The 17420-nt window shown below is 71.4% G+C and carries 21 protein-coding genes; 11 read left to right on the forward strand and 10 right to left on the reverse strand.

Features of this window, described 5'->3' with window-relative positions; all coding sequences use genetic code 11:
- Nucleotides 1-6 precede the first annotated feature (6 nt).
- Entirely contained in the window at nt 7-387 is a 381-nt protein-coding gene (locus tag AB0J71_RS25085; RefSeq protein WP_364389097.1) for a DUF2550 family protein, read from the forward strand.
- On the opposite strand, the gene AB0J71_RS25090 is transcribed toward AB0J71_RS25085, so the two are convergent.
- Nucleotides 384-974: a cob(I)yrinic acid a,c-diamide adenosyltransferase gene (locus AB0J71_RS25090; RefSeq protein WP_352324278.1), complete on the reverse strand. Its 591-nt coding sequence runs from the start codon at nt 972-974 to the stop codon at nt 384-386. The two genes, AB0J71_RS25085 and AB0J71_RS25090, sit on opposite strands and share 4 nt — an antisense overlap.
- A 127-nt stretch (nt 975-1101) precedes the next feature.
- Here AB0J71_RS25090 and AB0J71_RS25095 point away from each other — a divergent pair, with 127 nt between their 5' ends.
- From AB0J71_RS25095 to AB0J71_RS25110, 4 genes are all read left to right on the forward strand, one after another.
- Nucleotides 1102-1998: an ATP-binding cassette domain-containing protein gene (locus AB0J71_RS25095; protein ID WP_352324279.1), complete on the forward strand. Its 897-nt coding sequence runs from the start codon at nt 1102-1104 to the stop codon at nt 1996-1998.
- Nucleotides 1995-3104 (forward strand): ABC transporter permease, encoded by a 1110-nt coding sequence (locus AB0J71_RS25100; RefSeq protein ID WP_352324280.1) that lies wholly within the window; start codon nt 1995-1997, stop codon nt 3102-3104. The genes AB0J71_RS25095 and AB0J71_RS25100 overlap by 4 nt, the downstream gene beginning before the upstream one ends.
- The gene (locus AB0J71_RS25105) at nt 3105-4274 is read left to right on the forward strand and encodes a histidine kinase (protein ID WP_352324281.1); all 1170 of its coding nucleotides are present in this window, start codon (nt 3105-3107) and stop codon (nt 4272-4274) included.
- 63 nt (nt 4275-4337) lie between these two features.
- On the forward strand, nt 4338-4655 hold the full coding sequence (locus tag AB0J71_RS25110) for an STAS domain-containing protein (RefSeq protein WP_352324282.1): 318 nt from the start codon (nt 4338-4340) through the stop codon (nt 4653-4655).
- Between the two features lie 168 nt (nt 4656-4823).
- Here AB0J71_RS25110 and AB0J71_RS25115 read toward each other — a convergent pair whose 3' ends face one another.
- The 5 genes from AB0J71_RS25115 to nucS form a co-directional block, all read right to left on the reverse strand.
- Nucleotides 4824-5366 (reverse strand): TetR/AcrR family transcriptional regulator, encoded by a 543-nt coding sequence (locus AB0J71_RS25115; RefSeq protein WP_352324283.1) that lies wholly within the window; start codon nt 5364-5366, stop codon nt 4824-4826.
- A gap of 144 nt (nt 5367-5510) precedes the next feature.
- Nucleotides 5511-6983, reverse strand: a complete 1473-nt coding sequence (locus tag AB0J71_RS25120; RefSeq protein ID WP_364416286.1) for an aldehyde dehydrogenase family protein — start codon at nt 6981-6983, stop codon at nt 5511-5513.
- Between the two features lie 32 nt (nt 6984-7015).
- A complete protein-coding gene (locus AB0J71_RS25125; RefSeq protein WP_352324285.1) occupies nt 7016-7573 on the reverse strand; it encodes a GNAT family N-acetyltransferase in 558 nt (185 codons plus the stop codon).
- Nucleotides 7574-7575: 2 nt separating this feature from the next.
- Nucleotides 7576-8877, reverse strand: a complete 1302-nt coding sequence (locus tag AB0J71_RS25130) for a carotenoid oxygenase family protein (protein WP_364416288.1) — start codon at nt 8875-8877, stop codon at nt 7576-7578.
- Between the two features lie 106 nt (nt 8878-8983).
- Nucleotides 8984-9646 (reverse strand): endonuclease NucS, encoded by a 663-nt coding sequence (gene nucS / locus AB0J71_RS25135; RefSeq protein WP_352324287.1) that lies wholly within the window; start codon nt 9644-9646, stop codon nt 8984-8986.
- 36 nt (nt 9647-9682) lie between these two features.
- Between nucS and AB0J71_RS25140 the strand changes: the two genes are divergently transcribed.
- From AB0J71_RS25140 to AB0J71_RS25150, 3 genes are read left to right on the forward strand one after another with little or no spacing between them, the layout of a single operon-like run.
- Nucleotides 9683-11131, forward strand: a complete 1449-nt coding sequence (locus tag AB0J71_RS25140; protein WP_364416290.1) for a 3-hydroxybutyryl-CoA dehydrogenase — start codon at nt 9683-9685, stop codon at nt 11129-11131.
- Nucleotides 11128-11418: an ATP/GTP-binding protein gene (locus AB0J71_RS25145; protein WP_352324289.1), complete on the forward strand. Its 291-nt coding sequence runs from the start codon at nt 11128-11130 to the stop codon at nt 11416-11418. The genes AB0J71_RS25140 and AB0J71_RS25145 overlap by 4 nt, the downstream gene beginning before the upstream one ends.
- A 10-nt stretch (nt 11419-11428) precedes the next feature.
- The gene (locus AB0J71_RS25150; protein WP_364416292.1) at nt 11429-12133 is read left to right on the forward strand and encodes an alpha/beta hydrolase; all 705 of its coding nucleotides are present in this window, start codon (nt 11429-11431) and stop codon (nt 12131-12133) included.
- On the opposite strand, the gene AB0J71_RS25155 is transcribed toward AB0J71_RS25150, so the two are convergent.
- Nucleotides 12096-12311, reverse strand: a complete 216-nt coding sequence (locus tag AB0J71_RS25155) for an ATP-binding protein (protein ID WP_364416294.1) — start codon at nt 12309-12311, stop codon at nt 12096-12098. The genes AB0J71_RS25150 and AB0J71_RS25155 overlap by 38 nt on opposite strands.
- A gap of 29 nt (nt 12312-12340) precedes the next feature.
- Here AB0J71_RS25155 and AB0J71_RS25160 point away from each other — a divergent pair, with 29 nt between their 5' ends.
- The 3 genes from AB0J71_RS25160 (at nt 12341) to AB0J71_RS25170 (ending at nt 14217) form a co-directional block, all read left to right on the forward strand.
- Nucleotides 12341-12466, forward strand: coding sequence for a hypothetical protein (locus tag AB0J71_RS25160; RefSeq protein ID WP_364416296.1), 126 nt, complete (start codon nt 12341-12343; stop codon nt 12464-12466).
- Between the two features lie 75 nt (nt 12467-12541).
- Nucleotides 12542-13303 (forward strand): SDR family NAD(P)-dependent oxidoreductase, encoded by a 762-nt coding sequence (locus AB0J71_RS25165; RefSeq protein WP_364416298.1) that lies wholly within the window; start codon nt 12542-12544, stop codon nt 13301-13303.
- A gap of 119 nt (nt 13304-13422) precedes the next feature.
- Nucleotides 13423-14217: an alpha/beta fold hydrolase gene (locus AB0J71_RS25170; RefSeq protein WP_352324294.1), complete on the forward strand. Its 795-nt coding sequence runs from the start codon at nt 13423-13425 to the stop codon at nt 14215-14217.
- Here AB0J71_RS25170 and AB0J71_RS25175 read toward each other — a convergent pair.
- From AB0J71_RS25175 to mce, 3 genes are all read right to left on the reverse strand, one after another.
- Nucleotides 14177-15316: an AI-2E family transporter gene (locus AB0J71_RS25175; protein WP_364416300.1), complete on the reverse strand. Its 1140-nt coding sequence runs from the start codon at nt 15314-15316 to the stop codon at nt 14177-14179. The two genes, AB0J71_RS25170 and AB0J71_RS25175, sit on opposite strands and share 41 nt — an antisense overlap.
- A gap of 125 nt (nt 15317-15441) precedes the next feature.
- Nucleotides 15442-16731: a DivIVA domain-containing protein gene (locus AB0J71_RS25180; protein ID WP_352324296.1), complete on the reverse strand. Its 1290-nt coding sequence runs from the start codon at nt 16729-16731 to the stop codon at nt 15442-15444.
- Nucleotides 16732-16922: 191 nt separating this feature from the next.
- The gene (mce, locus tag AB0J71_RS25185) at nt 16923-17345 is read right to left on the reverse strand and encodes a methylmalonyl-CoA epimerase (RefSeq protein WP_352350044.1); all 423 of its coding nucleotides are present in this window, start codon (nt 17343-17345) and stop codon (nt 16923-16925) included.
- Nucleotides 17346-17420: the final 75 nt, after the last annotated feature.

Raw genomic sequence — 17420 nt, forward strand, 5'->3', positions numbered from 1 at the left:
GCGGCCATGGTGGCGACGGTTTCGGTTTTGTTGTTGCTGCTGGTCGTCCTCGTGGTCCTGCGAGGGGTGACGCTCGCGCGTTCGCGCGGCAGCGTACCCTGTCGGCTGAAAGTGGGCAGCCGAGGGTGGCAGAGCGGGGTGGCCCGCTACGCCGACGGTGAGCTCCACTGGATTCCGCTCATGGGCGTCCGACTGAGGCCGCGCCACGCGATCGCGAGGCGCGGCCTCGTCGTTTCCGCTCGGCGTGAGATCGACGGCGGCCTCTACGCCGTCGACTGCGGCGGCACGACGCGCGGGTTGTCGCTGGCGATGAGCGCCGACGCCCTCACCGGCTTCCTCGCCTGGCTGGAGTCGGCGCCGCCCAGCGCCTACCTCGACGTCGCCTAGCGGGTGCCGCCGGGCTTCCAGAGGATCTCGTTGCCGCCGTGGGCGACCCGGCAGGCGATGAAGAGCAGGTCGGACAGCCTGTTGAGGTATTTGGCGGTCAGCGGGTTGACGTCGTCGTGGGCCTCCAGCGCCGCCCACGTGGTGCGCTCGGCCCTGCGTACGGTCACCCGGGCCAGGTGCAGCGCGGCCGTGGCCGGGTCGCCGCCGGGCAGGATGAAGCTGCGCAGCGGCTGGAGCTCGGCGTTGAGCCGGTCGCACTGCTCCTCCAGCCGGTCGATGTAGGACTGCTCCACGCGCAGCGGCGGGAACTCCGGCTCGTCCACCACCGGTGTGGCCAGGTCGGCCCCCACGTCGAACAGCTCGTTCTGGATGCGCACGAGGAGCGCCACGAGGTCGGCGGACAGGGTGCCGTGGGACAGGGCCAGGCCGAGGCAGGCGTTGGCCTCCTCGACGTCGGCGTAGGCGGCCAGCCGGGTGTCGGTCTTGGCCGCGCGGCTCATGTCGCTCAGGTTCGTGGTGCCGTCGTCGCCCGTACGGGTGTAGATGCGGGAGAGGACGACGGGCTTGTCCTTGTCGGCACGCGTCATGAGCCCAGCGTAATGACAAATGTCATCCGAACGGGACGCGCTTTCCATGTCGCGCGCATGATTTCCACGACTACCAGGGCGAACGCCGCCAAAGCCACAATCTACCCATGACGAGAGAGAGGACCTGATGCTCGAGATCAGCGAGCTGCGCAAGCGCTTCGCGGGCGGTCCCGACAACCCCGGCGGCAAGGTCGCCCTGGACGGGATCAGCTTCACGGTACGTCCGGGCGAGATGTACGGCTTCGTGGGCGCGAACGGTGCGGGCAAGACGACGACGATGCGCATCGTCATGGGCGTGCTCCAGGCCGACTCCGGATCGGTGCGCTGGCGGGACCGCGCGCTGGGCTACGACGACCGCACGCGGTTCGGTTACATGCCCGAGGAGCGCGGGTTGTATCAGAAGATGCGGGTCAGCGAGCAGATCGAGTACTTCGGCCGGCTGCACGGGCTCGCCCCCGCGGCCGCGAAGAAGGCCGCCGACGAGCTCATCGAGCGGCTGGGGCTGACCGAGCGCAGGGGCGACGCGGTGCAGACGTTGTCGCTGGGCAACCAGCAGCGCGTGCAGCTCGCCGTGGCGCTGGTGCACGACCCCGAGGCGCTGGTCCTGGACGAGCCGTTCTCGGGGCTCGACCCTCTCGCCGTGGACGCCCTGGCCGGGGCGCTCCAGGAACGCTGCAGGAGCGGCGTGCCGGTGATCTTCTCCAGCCACCAGCTCGACCTGGTTGAGCGGCTGTGCGACTCGGTGGGCATCGTCTCCGGCGGCCGGATGGTCGCGACGGGCACGGTGGCCGAGCTGCGCGCCGCCGAGGGCGACACGTTGCGCGTGGAGGTCCGCGACCCCGCCCCGGGCTGGGCCGACGGCCTGCCGGGCACGGTGACCGTCCACGGCGGCCTGCACACCCTGCGGACGGCCGAGGGCGACGACCAGGAGATCCTGCGCCGCGCCATGAAGGCGGGCCGCGTCGAGCACTTCGGGGTCGAGCAGCCGACCCTCACCGAGATCTTCAAGGAGGCCGTGGCGTGAACGGACTGATGCTGGTCGCCCGCCGCGAGATCGTCACGCAGGTGCGCACGAAGACGTTCCTGGTCGGCCTGCTGGTGACCGCGCTGCTGGTGGCGGCGGTCTCCTTCGCGCCGAAGATCATGGGTGGGAACGACTCGTACACGCTGGGCACGGTCAACTCCCAGCAGCTCCCGCTGAAGGCCGCCGCGCCGGACGCCGAGTTCGAGTGGCGCTCCTTCCCCGACGAGGCCGCGGCCAAGAAGGCCGTGCTGGCCGGCGACGTGGACGCGGTGCTGGTCAACGGCGACAAGGTGCTCACCGACGGCGAGATCGACAGCAAGCTCGGCGTGCTCATGCAGAGCACCAACCGGGAGATGCGGCTCGGCGCGGCCGGGGTGACGATCCCGCCGCTGCAGATGGTCTCCGTGGGCGTGGACACCCGCTACCAGGCGGCCAAGACCGGCATCGCCGTGGTGCTGGTGCTCGTCCTCTTCATGCTGCTCATGGGCCAGGTCATGATGGTGGCCATGGGCGTCGTGGAGGAGAAGGGCAGCAGGATCGTGGAGATCCTGCTCGCGGCGGTGCGCCCGTGGCAGCTGCTCGGCGGCAAGATCGTCGGGCTGGGCGTGCTCGGGCTGATCAACCTGCTCACCATCCTCGCCGTCGGCCTGGTCGCCACGTCGGTGTCGGGGTTCGCCGCCGACTTCCCGCCGGGTGTGCCGGGGCTGGTGGTCGCCGTCCTGGTCTGGTTCGTGCTCGGGTACGCGTTCTTCGCCACGCTCGCGGCCGCCTTCGCCTCGCTGGTCTCCCGCCAGGAGGAGGTGAGCAGCGTGATGTCGCCGCTGACCATGCTCATCATGGTCACGTACTTCGTGGCCTTCTACGCCACCAACGACCCCACGGGCACGCTGGCCACGGTGATGTCCTACATCCCGCCGTTCTCGTCGATGATCATGCCGGTCCGGATGGCGGCGGCCGACGTGCCGATGTGGCAGGTGGCGGCGTCCATGGCGGCGATGGCCGTGGCCGTGCTGGCGGTGTTGTCGTTCGGCGCGAAGGTCTACGAGCGGGCGGTGCTGCGCACGGGCGCCCGGCTGAAGCTCGGCGACGTGCTGCGCGCCGGCTAGATGGACGCGATCACGCGGGCGCGCCGGCTGGCCCGCCGGATGCTGAACTCGACGCTCGTGATCATGTGGATCTTCCTGATCGCGTCGACCGTGTTCAGCCTCGGTTCGGGCGCGGCCGGCTGGCCGCGCCTGGCGCTCGCGACGATCGCGGCGCTCGCCTTCACCTGGCTCTACGTACGCGTCGTCGCCGCGGTCATGGAGCGCCGGTATCCCACGAGGGAGGTCGTGTGGACCGGCGCTCTGGCGTTCCTGGCGGCGCTGCTCGGCGGGGCCGACCCGATGGGCTGGGGGTTCGTGCCCATGGTCTGGCTGTCCGTGGTGGTGATCGGGCTGCCCGCGCGCCGGGCGCTGGCGCTGGGCGCGGCGACGTGCGCGGCCTGCGTCGGGCTCGGCGCGCTTTCCGTGCTGGGCGGGACGGGCCTGCTGGCGCTGAGCGGTGACTCCTTCCTCGTGTCGTTGCTCGTCATCGCCGCCCTCGACGTCGTGTGGGCCACGGCGCTGCCCTGCACCAACAGGATGTGGGCCTGGATCTGGTCGCTGGCCGTGCAGGCCCACGACGGCCGCGAGGCGCACACCCGGCTGGCGCTGGCCGAGGAGCGGCTGCGTTTCGCCAGGGACCTGCACGACCTCGTCGGCCACCAGCTCTCGGCCATCGCCGTCAAGACCGAGCTGGCCGTACGGCTGGCCGACGCCGACGGCAAGGCCGCGAAGGACGAGATGGCGGCGGTGAACACGCTGACCCGCAAGGCCCTGCGCGAGCTGCGCCAGGCCGTGCGCGGCTACCGCGAACTTGACTTGACCGCTGAGCTGAATAGCGTGAAGGGAGTGCTCGAAGCGGCCGGCGTCCGCTGCGAGGTGCGCCTGCCGCACCGCGAGCTGCCGCAGGGCGTCGCGCCGGTGTTCGCCTACGCGGTGCGTGAGGCGGTCACGAACGTGCTGAAGCACAGCGCCGCGACCTTCTGCGACATCACGCTGCGGTTCACCGACCAGGAGGCGGAACTGGCGGTGCGCAACGACGGCGTGGCGCGCAGGCAGGCCGACGACCTGGGCAGCGGGCTGTCCGGCATGGGCGAGCGGATGGCCGCCGTGGGCGGCCGCATGACGGCCCGTCCCACCGGCGACGGGCAGTTCCTGCTGACGGCTGTCGTGTCACTCCCGATAGATGGGTAGGGGAGGAGAGCGGGGGTTTCGATCCCGGCGACCACACGCCGTGTGCGTGATTGAGGAGGTGGCATGCGCGTCCGGCGTAATCCACGAGGCCAGACGGTACGGATCGGCGCCCGGCTCGACGCCGGCACGTCGGCCGGCGTGCGCGAACGGCTGCACGCCGCGCTCGACGCCGGCGAGGGCGACCTCATCCTCGACCTCTCCAAGCTGGAGATGATCGACGCCACCGGGCTCGGGGTGCTGGTCGGAGCGCATCGGCGCGCGATCAGCGTGCAACGCCGCCTCGTTCTTCGGGGGGTGCCCCCGCGGATCATGCGGATCCTGGCGGTGACCCGGCTGAATCGGGTCCTGCACGTCGAGGTTCCCGCGGCCGCGGTGGCCTGAGGTCACATATCGGGGCCGGGCGCCGATCAGCCGTCGCCCGTGCCCTTTCACGAGCCGAATATAGAGGGAATGTAGATTTCGGCCGGCCCGCTATCACGGGCGTGGGCACTCGCAAAGAACTGTGAAAGTGATTATTCTGTGACCCCATCACTGCGGGTAATCGGCGGGTCACGACGGACTGAGGCTGCGGATGAAGATGTGCACCGCCACCTCGACCAGATCGTCGATGGTCGGCTGCTCGTCGGCCAGTATCCATTCGATCAGCAGCTCTTGCAGCGCGCCAATTACGCCAAGCGCCACCAGACGCCGATTCAGCGAGCGGGCCTGCGGGAAATCCGCCGACGCCTCCTCCACGAGCCGGGCGAAGGAGTCCACCGCCCGCTGACGCGAGGCTGTCAGGACGTCGCCCGATCTGCGTACCTCCAGGTGCATGATGCGGGCCCGCCGCCAGTCGGCGGCGGCGAACTCGATATAGGCGCGAATCCCCGCCTTGACTCTTCCGTCAAGCGTGCCCGGCGCCTCCTGTAACGCTTTGGCCACAACTGCGAGGCTTTCCTCCACGCACCGCTCGTGCAGCGCCTGGAGCAACTCCTCGCGGCCGCCGAAACATTCGTAGAAGGCGCGGTTGGAGATCCGCGCCTCCGAGCACAATCTTTCGATGGTCGTCGCCGCGAAACCTGGTTTCGCGTATAGCGTGTAGGCGGCCGTCATCAGCCGCTCGCGTCTGTCCGCCAGCCTTTGCTCAGCTGACATTCCCCGGTAAGACCGGTTCACATTCCACCCGTCCAACATGATCGTGGCCCCCAGAGCACACAATTATGGACGGATGATCGGATTTGGGAAAGAGCGCGATGATTATCTTTTACGTCGTCCGTGCAAGAACGTGACAAGCCTGATCAGTCGCTCAAGCTCGTCGGGCCCCCTCCTGAAGGAGGTCAGGTTCATGCCGGGCAGGGCGAAGCGCTGGCGGGAGACCGCCTTCGGCCTGGTGAACTCGCGCAGGCCGTCGGCTCCGTGGATGCGGCCGAACCCCGAGTCGCCGACCCCGCCGAACGGCAGCGCGGGCACCCCGGCGAAGGAGATGACCGAGTTGACGGCGGTCATCCCGGTCCGCATCGCGCGCGCGAGCTGCGTCGCCCGGCGCGCGTTCCGCGAGAAGATCGTGCCCGCCAGCCCGTACGCCGAGGCGTTGGCCAGCTCCAGCGCCTCCTGCGCGTCGCGGGTGCGCCGGACGGTGATCGTCGGCCCGAACGTCTCCTCGCGCACGGCCGGGGAGTCCTCGGGCACGTCCGCCACGATGACCGGGTCGACGAACGGCGCCCGTACCGAGTCGGGGCCGCCGGTCACCACTTTTCCGGACTTGGTGGCGTCGTCGATGTGCCGCCGGATGATGTCGATCTGGGCCGGCATGGTGATCGGGCCGTAGTCCTGGCCGGCCTTGACCTGGGCGGCCCGCTCCGACAGCTCCCGCATGAACGGCTCGTACACGGCGTCCACCACGTAGACCCGCTCGACGCCGGCGCAGGTCTGGCCCGCGTTCGACATCGCGCCCCACAGGCAGGCGTCGGCCGCGGCGGGCAGGTCGGCGTCGGCGTCCACGATGAAGGCGTCCTTGCCGCCGCACTCGGCCACGAGGGGCGTGAGGTTCTCCGCGCACGCCGCCATGACCCGCTTGGCGGTGGCGGTCGAGCCGGTGAAGGCCACCTTCCGCACCCGGGGGTCGGCGGCCAGCGCCGCGCCGGTCTCGCCGAGCCCGGTCACCGTCTGCAACACCGGCTGCTCGGGCACCGACTCGGCGAACAGCTCCGCCAGCCGCACGCCCACGCCGGGAGTGAGCTCGCTGGGCTTGAACACGACCGCGTTGCCGGCGGCCAGCGCGTACGCGATGGACCCCATGGGGGTGAACACCGGGTAGTTCCACGGGCCGATCACGCCGACCACGCCGAGCGGCAGGTACTCCAGGGTGGCGGCCAGGTTGAGCCCCAGCATGCCGGTCGCCACGCGGCGGCGGCCCAGCACCTTGGCGGCGTTGCGGGCCGCCCAGTCGAGGTGCGTGACGGCCAGCACGATCTCCAGCGTGGCGTCGCCCACGGGCTTGCCGGTCTCCTCGTGCACCAGTGCGGCCAGCTCCCGGAGGCGACGCGTGATGACCGCCTTGTAGTCGAGCAGGCGGCGCCTGCGCTCGCCCGCGGGCAGCGCCGCCCACCACTCCGCGGCCGTCTCGGCCCTGGCCACGGCCTCGTGCACGGCCTGCGTGTCGTTCTTGGGGTGACTGCCGACGACCTCGCCGGTAGCCGGGTTCAGTGAGTCGAACGTCAGCGTGGTCATGGCGTCACGATAAACCGGTAAGCCGTCGCTTACTAGCTCCGGGGCGGGCGCAGCATCCCCCACACCGGCGGCCCGTCCGGCAGGGTGAACCGCTCGGTGACCGCGAACCCGAACCGCTCGTAGAAGGGCACGTTCGACTCCTTGCTGCTCTCCAGGTAGACGGGCAGCCCGCCGCACCTGGCCAGGCCCGCGCGCAGCAGCGCGCCGCCCACGCCGGTGCCCTGGAGCTCGGGCACGGTGCCGAGCTGGGCCAGGTACCAGTAGGGGCCGCCGGGCTTGTGCCGGGCGAACTCCTCCTCTAGCAGCAGGCCCTGGCGCACCCGGTCGCCCATGGCCGCCAGCAGGCCGGGCACGGCCGCCTCCGCGTCGGGCCGGTGGCCCGGCGGGTCCCACAGCGCGACCCCCGCCACGGCGCCGCCCCCGCTGAGCGCCGTGTCGGTGAACGCGTGCAGGTGACGGGCGATCGTGGCGAACATCCCCGCCGCGCCGCGGCCGCCGGGCAGCAGCCACCCGACCACCGGATCGTCATGGAAGGCCCTGGCCAGCGCGCCGCCGGCGGCGTCGAAGTCGTCGGCCGGCCTGATCTCCACCGTCAGCCCTCCGCGAACCACGAGCCGTGGAAGCCCGCCGGCACCCGCCTGGGCAGCCGCACCGAGGCGACGTCGGACAGGTCGCTCGCGTCCAGCACCAGCAGCTCGGACGACTCCCCGGAGGTGACGATCGACAGCAGCCACCCCTCGTCCTCGCCCGTGGCCCCCTCGGCCGGCACGAACACGGCCTCGCCGGTGGCGCCGCCGGTCTTCCTGACCTGGGCGGAGCCGTCGCGCACGTCGTACTTGACGACGGCGTCGGCGCCCACCGTGTAGAGGTGGCGGCTGGGCCGGCCGAGCAGGTCCTCGTTGAAGGTGGGGAACTCCACGCCGCGGTCGTCCAGCGCCTCCTCCGTGGCCGTGCCGGTGGCCGGGTCGAGGATCCAGCGGTGCAGGGCGGCCGCGCCGGCGGCGCCCGCGTGCCGGGCCGGGTCGGCGGCGCCGCCGATCTGCTTCCAGACGGCGGACCACGCGCCGGGGGAGTAGCGGGCGGCGTTCAGGACGACGCGCCCCCGCTCGTCCTCCCAGGCGTTGCCGACGTGGAACACGTAGCAGGGATCGACGTCGAACCAGCGGGTCGGGCCGCCCGTCCGGGGGGCGACGCCGATCCTGGCGCCGTAGTCGTCCTCCCAGGCGTACGGCATGCCGCGGCGGTTCAGGTCGAAAACCACCGGCAGGTCCAGCCAGAGCAGGTGGTGCTCGGTGACGGCGAAGTCGTGCATCATCGTCGGCCCCGGCACCTCGATCTCCCTGCTCTCCACCAGCTCGCCGGCGGCCGAGAGCCGGTGGTAGGTGAGGAACGGCGGGAAGTACCCGTAGCCGAAGAAGTGCAGCTCGCCGGTGAGCGGGTCGTGCTTGGGGTGGGCGGTCATCGCGGTGGTCAGCCGTCCGCCGAAGTCGCACGGGCCCACGGTGGCCAGCTCGGGCGTCACCTCGTGCGGCAGGCCGTTCTCCACCAGCGCCAGGATGCGCCCGGCGTGCCGGACGACGTGCGTGTTGGCGGTCACGGCGGCGCGGTCGACGCCGGTGTCGGTGACGAACGGCGCGTCGTCGGTGAACTTGCTGGTCCGCACCCAGCGGTTGCGGTACCACTCGGCCCGCCCGTCCCGCAGCCGGACGCCGTGCAGCATGCCGTGCCCGGCGAACCAGTGGCCGGGATCCTCGCCCGGCCGGGGGTTGGGCCCGTTGCGGAAGTAGCGCCCGGTCAGCTCGGCGGGCAGCGCGCCCGTGACCTCCAGGTCGTGCGCCTCGATCTCGTCGGGGACGGGCGCCAGGTCACCGCTGAGATACGCGGGAACGTCCATGAACACTCCAATCTCGATATGTCGAAACTAGAACGTCCAGAAGAGACGTGTCAACACAGGAATGTCATGCCATGGGGAATCCCGGCCCGCTGCGAGGCCGGGAGGGCTAGAAGAGGGTCGGGTTCTCCGGCTCGATGCCGCGCAGGGCGGCGTAGTCGAGGGTGACGCAGTCGATGCCCCGGTCGGTGGCCAGCACGCGCGCCTGCGGCTTGATCTCCTGCGCCGCGAACACCCCGCGCACCGGCGCGAGCAGCGGATCGCGGTTGAGCAGCTCCAGGTAGCGGGTGAGCTGCTCGACGCCGTCGATCTCGCCGCGCCGCTTGATCTCGATGGCCACCGTCGCGCCCTGCGCGTCGCGGCACAGGATGTCGACCGGCCCGATGGCCGTCATGTACTCGCGGCGGATCAGCGAGTAGCCCTCGCCCAGGGTCGTGATGTGCTCGGCCAGCAGCTCCTGGAGGTGGGCCTCCACGCCGTCCTTGATCAGGCCGGGGTCGACGCCCAGCTCGTGGCTGGAGTCGTGGATGATCTCCGCCATGGTCAGGACCAGCTTCTCGCCGGTCTTGCCGTGGGTGACCGTCCAGGTCTCGCCGTCCTCCTTGAGCTTGCACGGAGGGTTCATCCAGTTGAGCGGTTTGAAGGCGCGGTCGTCGGCGTGGATGCTGACGCTCCCGTCCGCCTTGATGAGGACGAGCCTCGGCGCCATCGGCAGATGCGCCGTGAGCCGTCCGATGTAATCCACGCTGCACCGCGCGATGACCAGCCGCATGACGGTCCACCTTAGCGGCTCTGGAAAACTGGTCGCATGGCGTTTGAAACGGTGGGAGTTGTCGGGCTCGGCACGATGGGCGCCGGGATCGCCGAGGTCTTCGCGCGTGCCGGGCTCCGGGTGATCGGCGTCGAGGCCGACGTCGAGGCGCTGGCCAGAGGGCGCGGGCACGTCGAGCGCTCCACGGCCAGGGCGGCCGACCGGGGCAAGCTGACGGCCGCGCAGCGGGCCGAGATCCTGGGGCGGATCACGCTGACCACCTCGCGCGAGGACCTGCGCGAGGCCGACCTCGTGATCGAGGCGATCCCCGAGGTGCTCGACCTGAAGATCTCGCTGTTCCAGGACCTCGACCGGATCTGCAAGCCCGAGACGGTGCTGGCCACCAACACCTCCTCGCTGCCGGTCACCGCCGTCGCCGCCGCCACGGGCCGGCCCGGGCGCGTGGTCGGCATGCACTTCTTCAACCCGGCGCCGGTGATGCGGCTGGTCGAGGTGGTGGGCACGGTGGTGACCGCGCCCGGCGTGGTCCCGGAGATCTGCGAGCTGGCCGGGCGGCTGGGCAAGACCGCCGTACCGGCGGGCGACCGGGCCGGGTTCGTGGTCAACCGGCTGCTGCTGCCCTATCTGAACCACGCCGCCGTCCTGCTGGAGCTGGGCATCGCCACGCGCGACGGCATCGACGACGCCATGCGGCTGGGCGTGGGGCTGCCGATGGGGCCGTTCGCGCTGCTCGACCTGATCGGGCTCGACACCGCGTACGAGGTGATGGAGGTGCTGTTCGACGAGACGCGCGACCGCCGGCACGCGCCCTCGCCGCTGCTGCGCGAGCTGGTCACCGCCGGGCGGCTCGGCCGCAAGAGCGGCCACGGCTTCTACGGGCCGCAGGAGCCGGCCAAGGAGCCGGAGAAGTCCACGGTCATCACGTTCGCCATCGACGGGCCCGACGTGCACGGGCTCGGCGAGCGGTTGCGGGCCTCCGGGTTCGGGCCGTCCGACGCGCCCGACACCGTGCTGCGCTGCACCGATCGTCCGGTGATCGAGCATGCCGTACGCCTGTCCGACCCCACCAGGATGGTCGGCGTGCACGTCGTCGGCGACAAGGTGGCCGAGCTGGCCGGCACCGCGCTCACCTCGCCCGCGGCCGCCAAGGCGGCGCGCGACCTGATGCGGGTCGCCGGTCTGGTGCCCGTCTCGTGCAAGGACCGGGCCGGGTTCGTGGCCGACGCCCTGCTGTTCCCCTACCTCAACGACGCCGTCCGCATGTACGACGCCGGCTACGCCTCCATCGCCGACATCGACGCCGCCATGCGGCTGGGCTGCGGCTACCCGGCCGGCCCGTTCGAGATGCTCGGCTACCTCGGCCCGGCCAGGGTCCGCGACGGCCTGCGGGCCCTGTACGCCGAGTACCGCGAGCCCGCCTTCGCCCCCGCCCCCCTGCTCGACCAGCTCGTCACGGCCGGTGTGAGCGAGTTCCCCCGCTCATGAGCCCCCGCCGCGCCCGCCGGAGGGACGACTCCCGCCCTCTCGGCCTGCCCACCGGCAACGACAAGGTGGAGGAATGGCCGGACGGCGACTGGAAGGTGCGCATGCTCACGGGCGCGTCCTCGACCAAGACCTACCGCTGCCCCGGCTGCGACCAGGAGATCCTGGGCGGCAGGCCGCACCTGGTCGCCTGGCCTGACTGGCCGGGCGGCGACCAGGAGCGCCGCCACTGGCATCCGGCCTGCTGGCGCAAGAGACTCGACCGCGGCCCCGGCCGCAGCCGCTACTAGGAGGACCCCCGTGGAGATTCGCGCGGCCACCGTGCTGCCCGCCAGGCGTGAACCGATCGAGCTGCAGACGGCCGACGGCCTGACCCTGGTCGGCGAGCTGGCCCAGCCCCTCGACCGGCCGCCCGTGGCGACCCTGGTGACCCTGCACCCGCTGCCCACCCACGGCGGGTTCATGGACAGCCACGTCTACAAGAAGGCCGCCAACCGGCTGCCCGCGCTCGCCGACCTCGCCGTGCTGCGCTTCAACACGCGCGGCACCAGCTCCGAACGCGGCACCTCCGGGGGCGCCTTCGACGGCGGCGAGGGCGAGCGGTTCGACGTGGCGGCGGCGCTGGAGTACGCCGAGTTCAACGACCTGCCGCGGGTGTGGGTGGTGGGCTGGTCCTTCGGCACCGAGCTGACCCTGAAATGGGCCCACGACCCCCTGGTCGAGGGGGCGATCCTGCTCTCGCCGCCGCTGCACAGGGCCACCGACGACGACCTCGACGCCTGGGCCCGGTTCGGCCGGCCGCTGGTGGCGATGGTGCCCGAGTTCGACGACTACCTGCGTCCGGAGGAGGCCCGGCGGCGCTTCGCCAGGGTGCCGCAGGCCGAGGTCATCGGCGTCGACGGCGCCAAGCACCTGTGGGTGGGCGAGCCCTACGTCCGGATCGTGCTGAACGAGATCGTCCGGCGGGTCAATCCGGGGGCGTACCCGCTGCCGACGGACATCTGACGGTCACCTCCAGCCCGCCCTGCGGCCGCGCGACCACCTCCAGCGTGCCGTGATGGGCCTGGACGACGGCGGCGACGATCGACAGCCCGAGCCCCAGCCCGTCGCCGACCGCCCGGCGGCCGCCCGCCAGCCGCTGGAACGGCTGGAGCAGCGTCGCGACCCGGTCGGGCGGGATCACCGGGCCGCTGTTGGCGACGCTGAGCGCGGGTGGACGCCCTGTCGGCGACGTACGGGGCGGCGGTCAGGGCGTGCGAGTCGCTGCTGCCGCGAGGGGCGAGGCTGCCGGCCGCGCCGCAGGCTCCGGCCGCGCCCGCGGCGCCCGTCCTGTCGTGATTCGGGGTGGTATGGGCATAGCGCGGGCCGGGCAAGATTTGTAGAATCTTGTTCGGTTCCGAGCGAGGAGGCAGTGTGGGCGCGTTCGACCTGTCCGGCAGGACGGCTCTGGTCACCGGGGCGTCGAAGGGCATCGGGCGGGCCATCGCGCTCGCCTACGCCGCGGCGGGCGCCGACGTCGCCCTGGTCAGCAGGTCGGCCGAGCCCCTCGCCGAGGTGGCCAAGGAGGTGCAGACGCTCGGCAGGCGGGCCGTCGTGATCCCGGCCGACCTCACCGACCGCGAGGCGGCCGCCGCGGCCGTCGCCGCCTCGATCGACGGGCTCGGGCGCCTCGACGTGGTCGTCAACAACGCCGGCGGCTCGAACTTCCTGGTCGAGTTCAAGGACCTGCGCCTGTCCGGCTGGGACAAGCTGATGCGGCTCAACCTCGACTCCGCCATGGCGGTCTGCCACGCCGTCGCGCCCCACCTGCTGGGCCGCGGCTCCGGCTCGGTGATCAACGTGGCCTCGGTGGCGGCCCGCGGCGCTCCGCTGCTCGCCCCGTACGCCGCCGCCAAGGCCGGGCTGGTGGCCCTGACCAAGACGCTCGCGGCCGAGTGGGCGCCGGCGGGCGTCCGGGTCAACGCCCTGTGCCCCGGCTGGACGGCCACCGACCTCAACCGCAACCTGTGGCAGGACGAGGCGGCCGCCGCGGCCACGGTCGCGGGCGTGCCCATGCGGCGCTGGGGCACGCCGGAGGAGATGGCCCAGCCGGCCGTGTTCCTGGCCGGGGAGGCGTCGGCGTACATGACGGGACAGGTGCTGTTCGTCGACGGCGGGGCCACCGCGATCGGCTGAGCCCGCGTGCTCGGTGCGCGACCACCGCACGGCAAATCCGGAAGCGGTCGGGCTTATCGCGGTATACCGGCATAGGTCAATAAGTGAATGTCTCCGTGAACCGGGCTACCGTGTGGTCCGTGCAGCTCTACACGAGATCGGCCGGGAGCGGACTCCCGGTGGTGTTGCTCCACGCGTTCCCGCTGTCGTCGGCGATGTGGCTGGCCCAGCGCGAAGGGCTGTCGACGGTCTGCCGGGTCATCACCCCCGACCTGCGCGGGTTCGGCGGCTCCCGGCTGGGCGACGACGAGCCCTCCCTCGACCTGATGGCCGACGACGTCGCCAGGCTGCTCGACGACGAGGGCATCGACCGGGCGGTGGTCGGCGGGTTGTCGATGGGCGGCTACGTGACCATGGCGTTCTGCCGCCGGCATCCCGACCGGGTGCTGGGCGTGGTCCTGGCCGACACCAAGGCCAGCCCCGACCCGCCCGCCGCCAGGGAGAACCGGGAACGCATCGCCCGCGCCGTGCTGGACGAGGGGAGCGAGGTGCTGGTCAGCGAGGTGCTGCCGGCGCTCATCGGGCCCACGACCAAAGAACGCAGGGCCATGGTCTTCGGCCGGGTCAAGGGCCTGGTGCAGTCGGCCCCGCCGGGTGCCGTGGCCTGGGCGCAACGGGCCATGGCCGCGCGCCCGGACTCCTTCGGCACGCTGGGCGAGCTGAAGGTGCCCCTGCTGATCGTCGTGGGGGAGGAGGACGAGCTGTCACCGCCCGCCGACGCCGAGGCCATGGCGCGGGCCGCGCCCGAGGGCAGGCTGGAGGTCATCCCCAAGGCGGGTCACCTGAGCGCGGTCGAGCAGCCGGAGGCGTTCAACGCGACGGTGACCGAGTTCCTCAGGACCGAGCTTGGCGGGGCAGCACGATCTCCCGGATGATCAGCGCGATGGCGGCGGCCACCGGGATCGCCAGCAACGCTCCGACGATGCCGAGCAGGGCGCCGCCGAACAGCGCCGCGATCACCGTCACCGCGGGCGTCACGTCCACCGAGCGCTTCATCACCCTGGGATAGATGAAGTAGTTCTCGATCTGCTGGTAGACCACGAAGAAGATGGCGCAGGCGATGCCGGCGGGCAGCGACTGCAGCAGCGCGACCCCGGTGACCAGCACCGCCCCGATCGTGGCGCCCACCAGCGGGATCAGGTCGGTCAGGGCCACGACGAGGGCGAGCGCGAGCGCGTACTGCACCCCGGCGATCGACAGGAAGATCCAGGTCAGCACGCCCGCGATGACCGAGATGAGCACGTTGCCCGCCACGTACCCGCCGATGCCGGTGAGGATCTGCTCGGTGATGGCCGACGTACGCGGCCGGCGCGAGGCCGGGACGAGCTTGAGCAGGTACTCCTGCATCGTGTGCAGCGAGCCGAGGAAGTACAGCATGAGCACCAGCAGCGTCACCGTGGTGAACACGCCGTTGAGCACCACCAGCCCCGCGCCCATGATGCCGCTGGCCAGCGCGGGCCCGAGCGTGCTGGTCACGAACTGGCGCACCTGCGCCAGCACGTGGTACTCGGCCTCGATCTGGCGGACCGTCGGATGGTTGCTCAGGTCGGTGATGTAGCCGGGCACGGCCGCGATGAACTCCGACAACTGCTGGCTGACCGGCGGCACCACGGCCAGGCCGAACAGCGCGAACGCCACGACCACCCCGGTGAACACGATCGAGATCGCCGGCCGCCTGCCCAGGCCGCGCCGCTGCAACGCCTCGACCGCCGGGTTGAGGCCCACGGCCAGGAACATCGCCACGACGATGAGGATGATCGTGCTGAGCGACTTCTCGATCATCTGCGCGAGCGCGATGGCGGTCAGCACGCCCAGCCCGCCCACCAGCCCGAACAGGAACGGCCCGCGGGCGAACGGCTTGCCGGGCAGCCCGTACGGCGCCGGCTCCTCGGCGGGCCCCGGCTCCTCGGTGGGCCCGGACTCCTGGGGCGCCTCGGCCTCCTCGGCGGTCCTGGACTCGGTTTCTGCGGACACGGGGGGCTCCTAGGGGGACGGGAGGTGTCGGTGAAACAGAAAGAGAGCCTAGCGACCCAAGGTCACCAGGCTCTCTTCCCAACCGTTCGCTGCCCCCGTGTGCGGTCTCCCGTGCTAGCCCGCCGTCACTCCTGCCACCACTCCGCGTCGTCCTCGCTCTTGGCCTCGACCTTGGGAGCGGGCGTCGTGGGCGGCGCGACCGGCTCGGCGGCCGGTGCGGCGATGGCCGGCTTGGCCGGGGCCGCGGCGACCGCGGGCTCCGGCTCCAGGCCCGGCAGGGCGGCGCCGCCGAGCAGCTGGCGCAGCTGGGCCAGGTGGCTGGTGATGCTGTCGCGCTGCCTGGTCAGCTCGTCGACCTGGCGCTGCATCGTGGTGCGGGTGCGCTCGGCGTCGTTCTTCGCCTCGGTGACGATCGTCTCGGCGCTGCTCTTGGCCTCCGACATGATCGTCTCGGCGCTCTTGCGGGCGTTGGCGACGAGCTGCTTGGCGTGCAGGTCGGCCTCGCGGCGCGTCTGCTCGGCCTGCTGGGTGGCCTTCGTGGCGCGCGACTCGGCCGTGGCGGCCCGCTGCTCGGCCTCGGCGACCATCTTCTGCGTGTTGGCCTGGGCGGTGGCGTGGCGCTCGGCCTCCTGGCGCTCGGCCTCCTCCCGGCGGGAGGCGAGCTGGATCTCGAACTCGGCCTCGTCCTGGGCCCGCTTGGCCTCCGACTCCTCCAGCACCCGCTGAGCCTGCGCGCGCATCTCGTCGGCCTGCCGCTTGGCGGTGGTCAGCACCTCGTCGCGCTCGCGCTTGGTCGAGGCGCGCAGCTGCGCCACCTCGCGCTCGGTGGTGGTGCGCAGCTTGGCGATCTCGCGCTCGGCGTCGGCCCGCTTCTCGGCCACCTCGTGGTCGGCGGTGGCGCGCAGCTTGGCGGCCTCACGCTCGGTGGTGTTGGTCAGCTCGTCGGCCTCGCGGCGGGCGGTGGAGCGGATCTCCTCGGCGTCCCGCTCGGCGGTGGAGCGCATGTCGTCGCTCTCCCGCGTGGCCTGGGCCCGCTTCTCGGCGGCCTCGGCCTCGGCGGCGGCCCGCAGGTCGGCGGCCTCGACCTTGGCGGCGGCCTTGATCTCGTTGGCCTCGGTCCGGGCGGCCTGCACGAGCTCGGTGGCCTGCTCCTCGGCCAGGCGCAGCAACTGCTCGATGCGGGCGCCGAGACCGGAGTACGTCGGACGCTCCTGCTCCTGCAGCTGGCGCTGGGAGTCGGACAGATCGCGCTGCAGGTTGGCGACCTGCTCCCTGGACTGGCGTAGCTCCAGGTCGAGCTGCTTGAGGTGGTCGTGCACCTGGTGCCGGTCGTAGCCCCTGAGCACGACGTCGAACTCGCGTGCCGGGGCGTCCTCGAAGAAGTTGTTGAGCTGGGCGTCGATGTCGGACTGCATGGAGGCTCGATCCTGGGTTGTCGAGACGGCTACACGGGCCGGACGGGGGGTTCGGGGCAGCCGAGCCAGGAGCCTGTGCCTCGCGGCAGGCTCCCTGTCCGGTGGGAAGCCAGCGTACTCCGCTGGTGCCACCTTCGGGCCCCGTCCAGCTTTCTGCGTGACTAGTTACTTATGTACGAAATTTCCGTTTGCTAGCGCGAGGCCGCTTGGACCAACTCGGTGAGCATTCCTCCCACATCTTTGGGGTGCAGGAACGCGATCTGCGACCCCATCGAACCGTGCCGCGGACGTTCGTCCAGCACCCTCACGCCCTTCTCGTTGATCTTAGTCATGGCCTCGGCGACGTCGGAAACCCCAAATGCCACATGGTGGACACCTTCGCCCCGTTTGGCGAGGAATTTCCCCACCGGCGAGTCGTCGGAGAGCGGTTCCAGCAGCTGGATGTAGGAGCCCCCGCCTTCGCCGTCGGCGATGTGCAGCATCGCCTCCTTGACGCCCTGCGCCTCGTTGACCTCGCGGGCCACGACGGTCAGCTCGAACGTCTCCGAGAAGAACGCGATCTTCTCCTCCAGGTCGTGGCAGGCGATCCCGATGTGGTCGATGCGCATGAACATTGTGTGGCCTACCTCCATAGCGGGCGAGCTCCTACTCGTGGGTATGGTGTCAAAGAACCCCTCGTGAGCACAGGA

It is taken from the genome of Nonomuraea sp. NPDC049637, from assembly GCF_040675235.1.
Classification (GTDB): Bacteria; Actinomycetota; Actinomycetes; order Streptosporangiales; family Streptosporangiaceae; genus Nonomuraea.

Excerpts from the sequence above, each read along its gene's own strand:
- AB0J71_RS25085 (WP_364389097.1), top strand. The coding sequence starts at position 7 with ATGGTGGCGACGGTTTCGGTTTTGTTGTTGCTGCTGGTCGTCCTCGTG.
- AB0J71_RS25090 (WP_352324278.1), bottom strand. The coding sequence starts at position 974 with ATGACGCGTGCCGACAAGGACAAGCCCGTCGTCCTCTCCCGCATCTAC.
- AB0J71_RS25095 (WP_352324279.1), top strand. The coding sequence starts at position 1,102 with ATGCTCGAGATCAGCGAGCTGCGCAAGCGCTTCGCGGGCGGTCCCGAC.
- AB0J71_RS25105 (WP_352324281.1), top strand. The coding sequence starts at position 3,105 with ATGGACGCGATCACGCGGGCGCGCCGGCTGGCCCGCCGGATGCTGAAC.
- AB0J71_RS25110 (WP_352324282.1), top strand. The coding sequence starts at position 4,338 with ATGCGCGTCCGGCGTAATCCACGAGGCCAGACGGTACGGATCGGCGCC.
- AB0J71_RS25115 (WP_352324283.1), bottom strand. The coding sequence starts at position 5,366 with ATGACGGCCGCCTACACGCTATACGCGAAACCAGGTTTCGCGGCGACG.
- AB0J71_RS25120 (WP_364416286.1), bottom strand. The coding sequence starts at position 6,983 with ATGACCACGCTGACGTTCGACTCACTGAACCCGGCTACCGGCGAGGTC.
- AB0J71_RS25130 (WP_364416288.1), bottom strand. The coding sequence starts at position 8,877 with ATGGACGTTCCCGCGTATCTCAGCGGTGACCTGGCGCCCGTCCCCGAC.
- nucS (WP_352324287.1), bottom strand. The coding sequence starts at position 9,646 with ATGCGGCTGGTCATCGCGCGGTGCAGCGTGGATTACATCGGACGGCTC.
- AB0J71_RS25140 (WP_364416290.1), top strand. The coding sequence starts at position 9,683 with ATGGCGTTTGAAACGGTGGGAGTTGTCGGGCTCGGCACGATGGGCGCC.
- AB0J71_RS25145 (WP_352324289.1), top strand. The coding sequence starts at position 11,128 with ATGAGCCCCCGCCGCGCCCGCCGGAGGGACGACTCCCGCCCTCTCGGC.
- AB0J71_RS25180 (WP_352324296.1), bottom strand. The coding sequence starts at position 16,731 with ATGCAGTCCGACATCGACGCCCAGCTCAACAACTTCTTCGAGGACGCC.
- mce (WP_352350044.1), bottom strand. The coding sequence starts at position 17,345 with ATGTTCATGCGCATCGACCACATCGGGATCGCCTGCCACGACCTGGAG.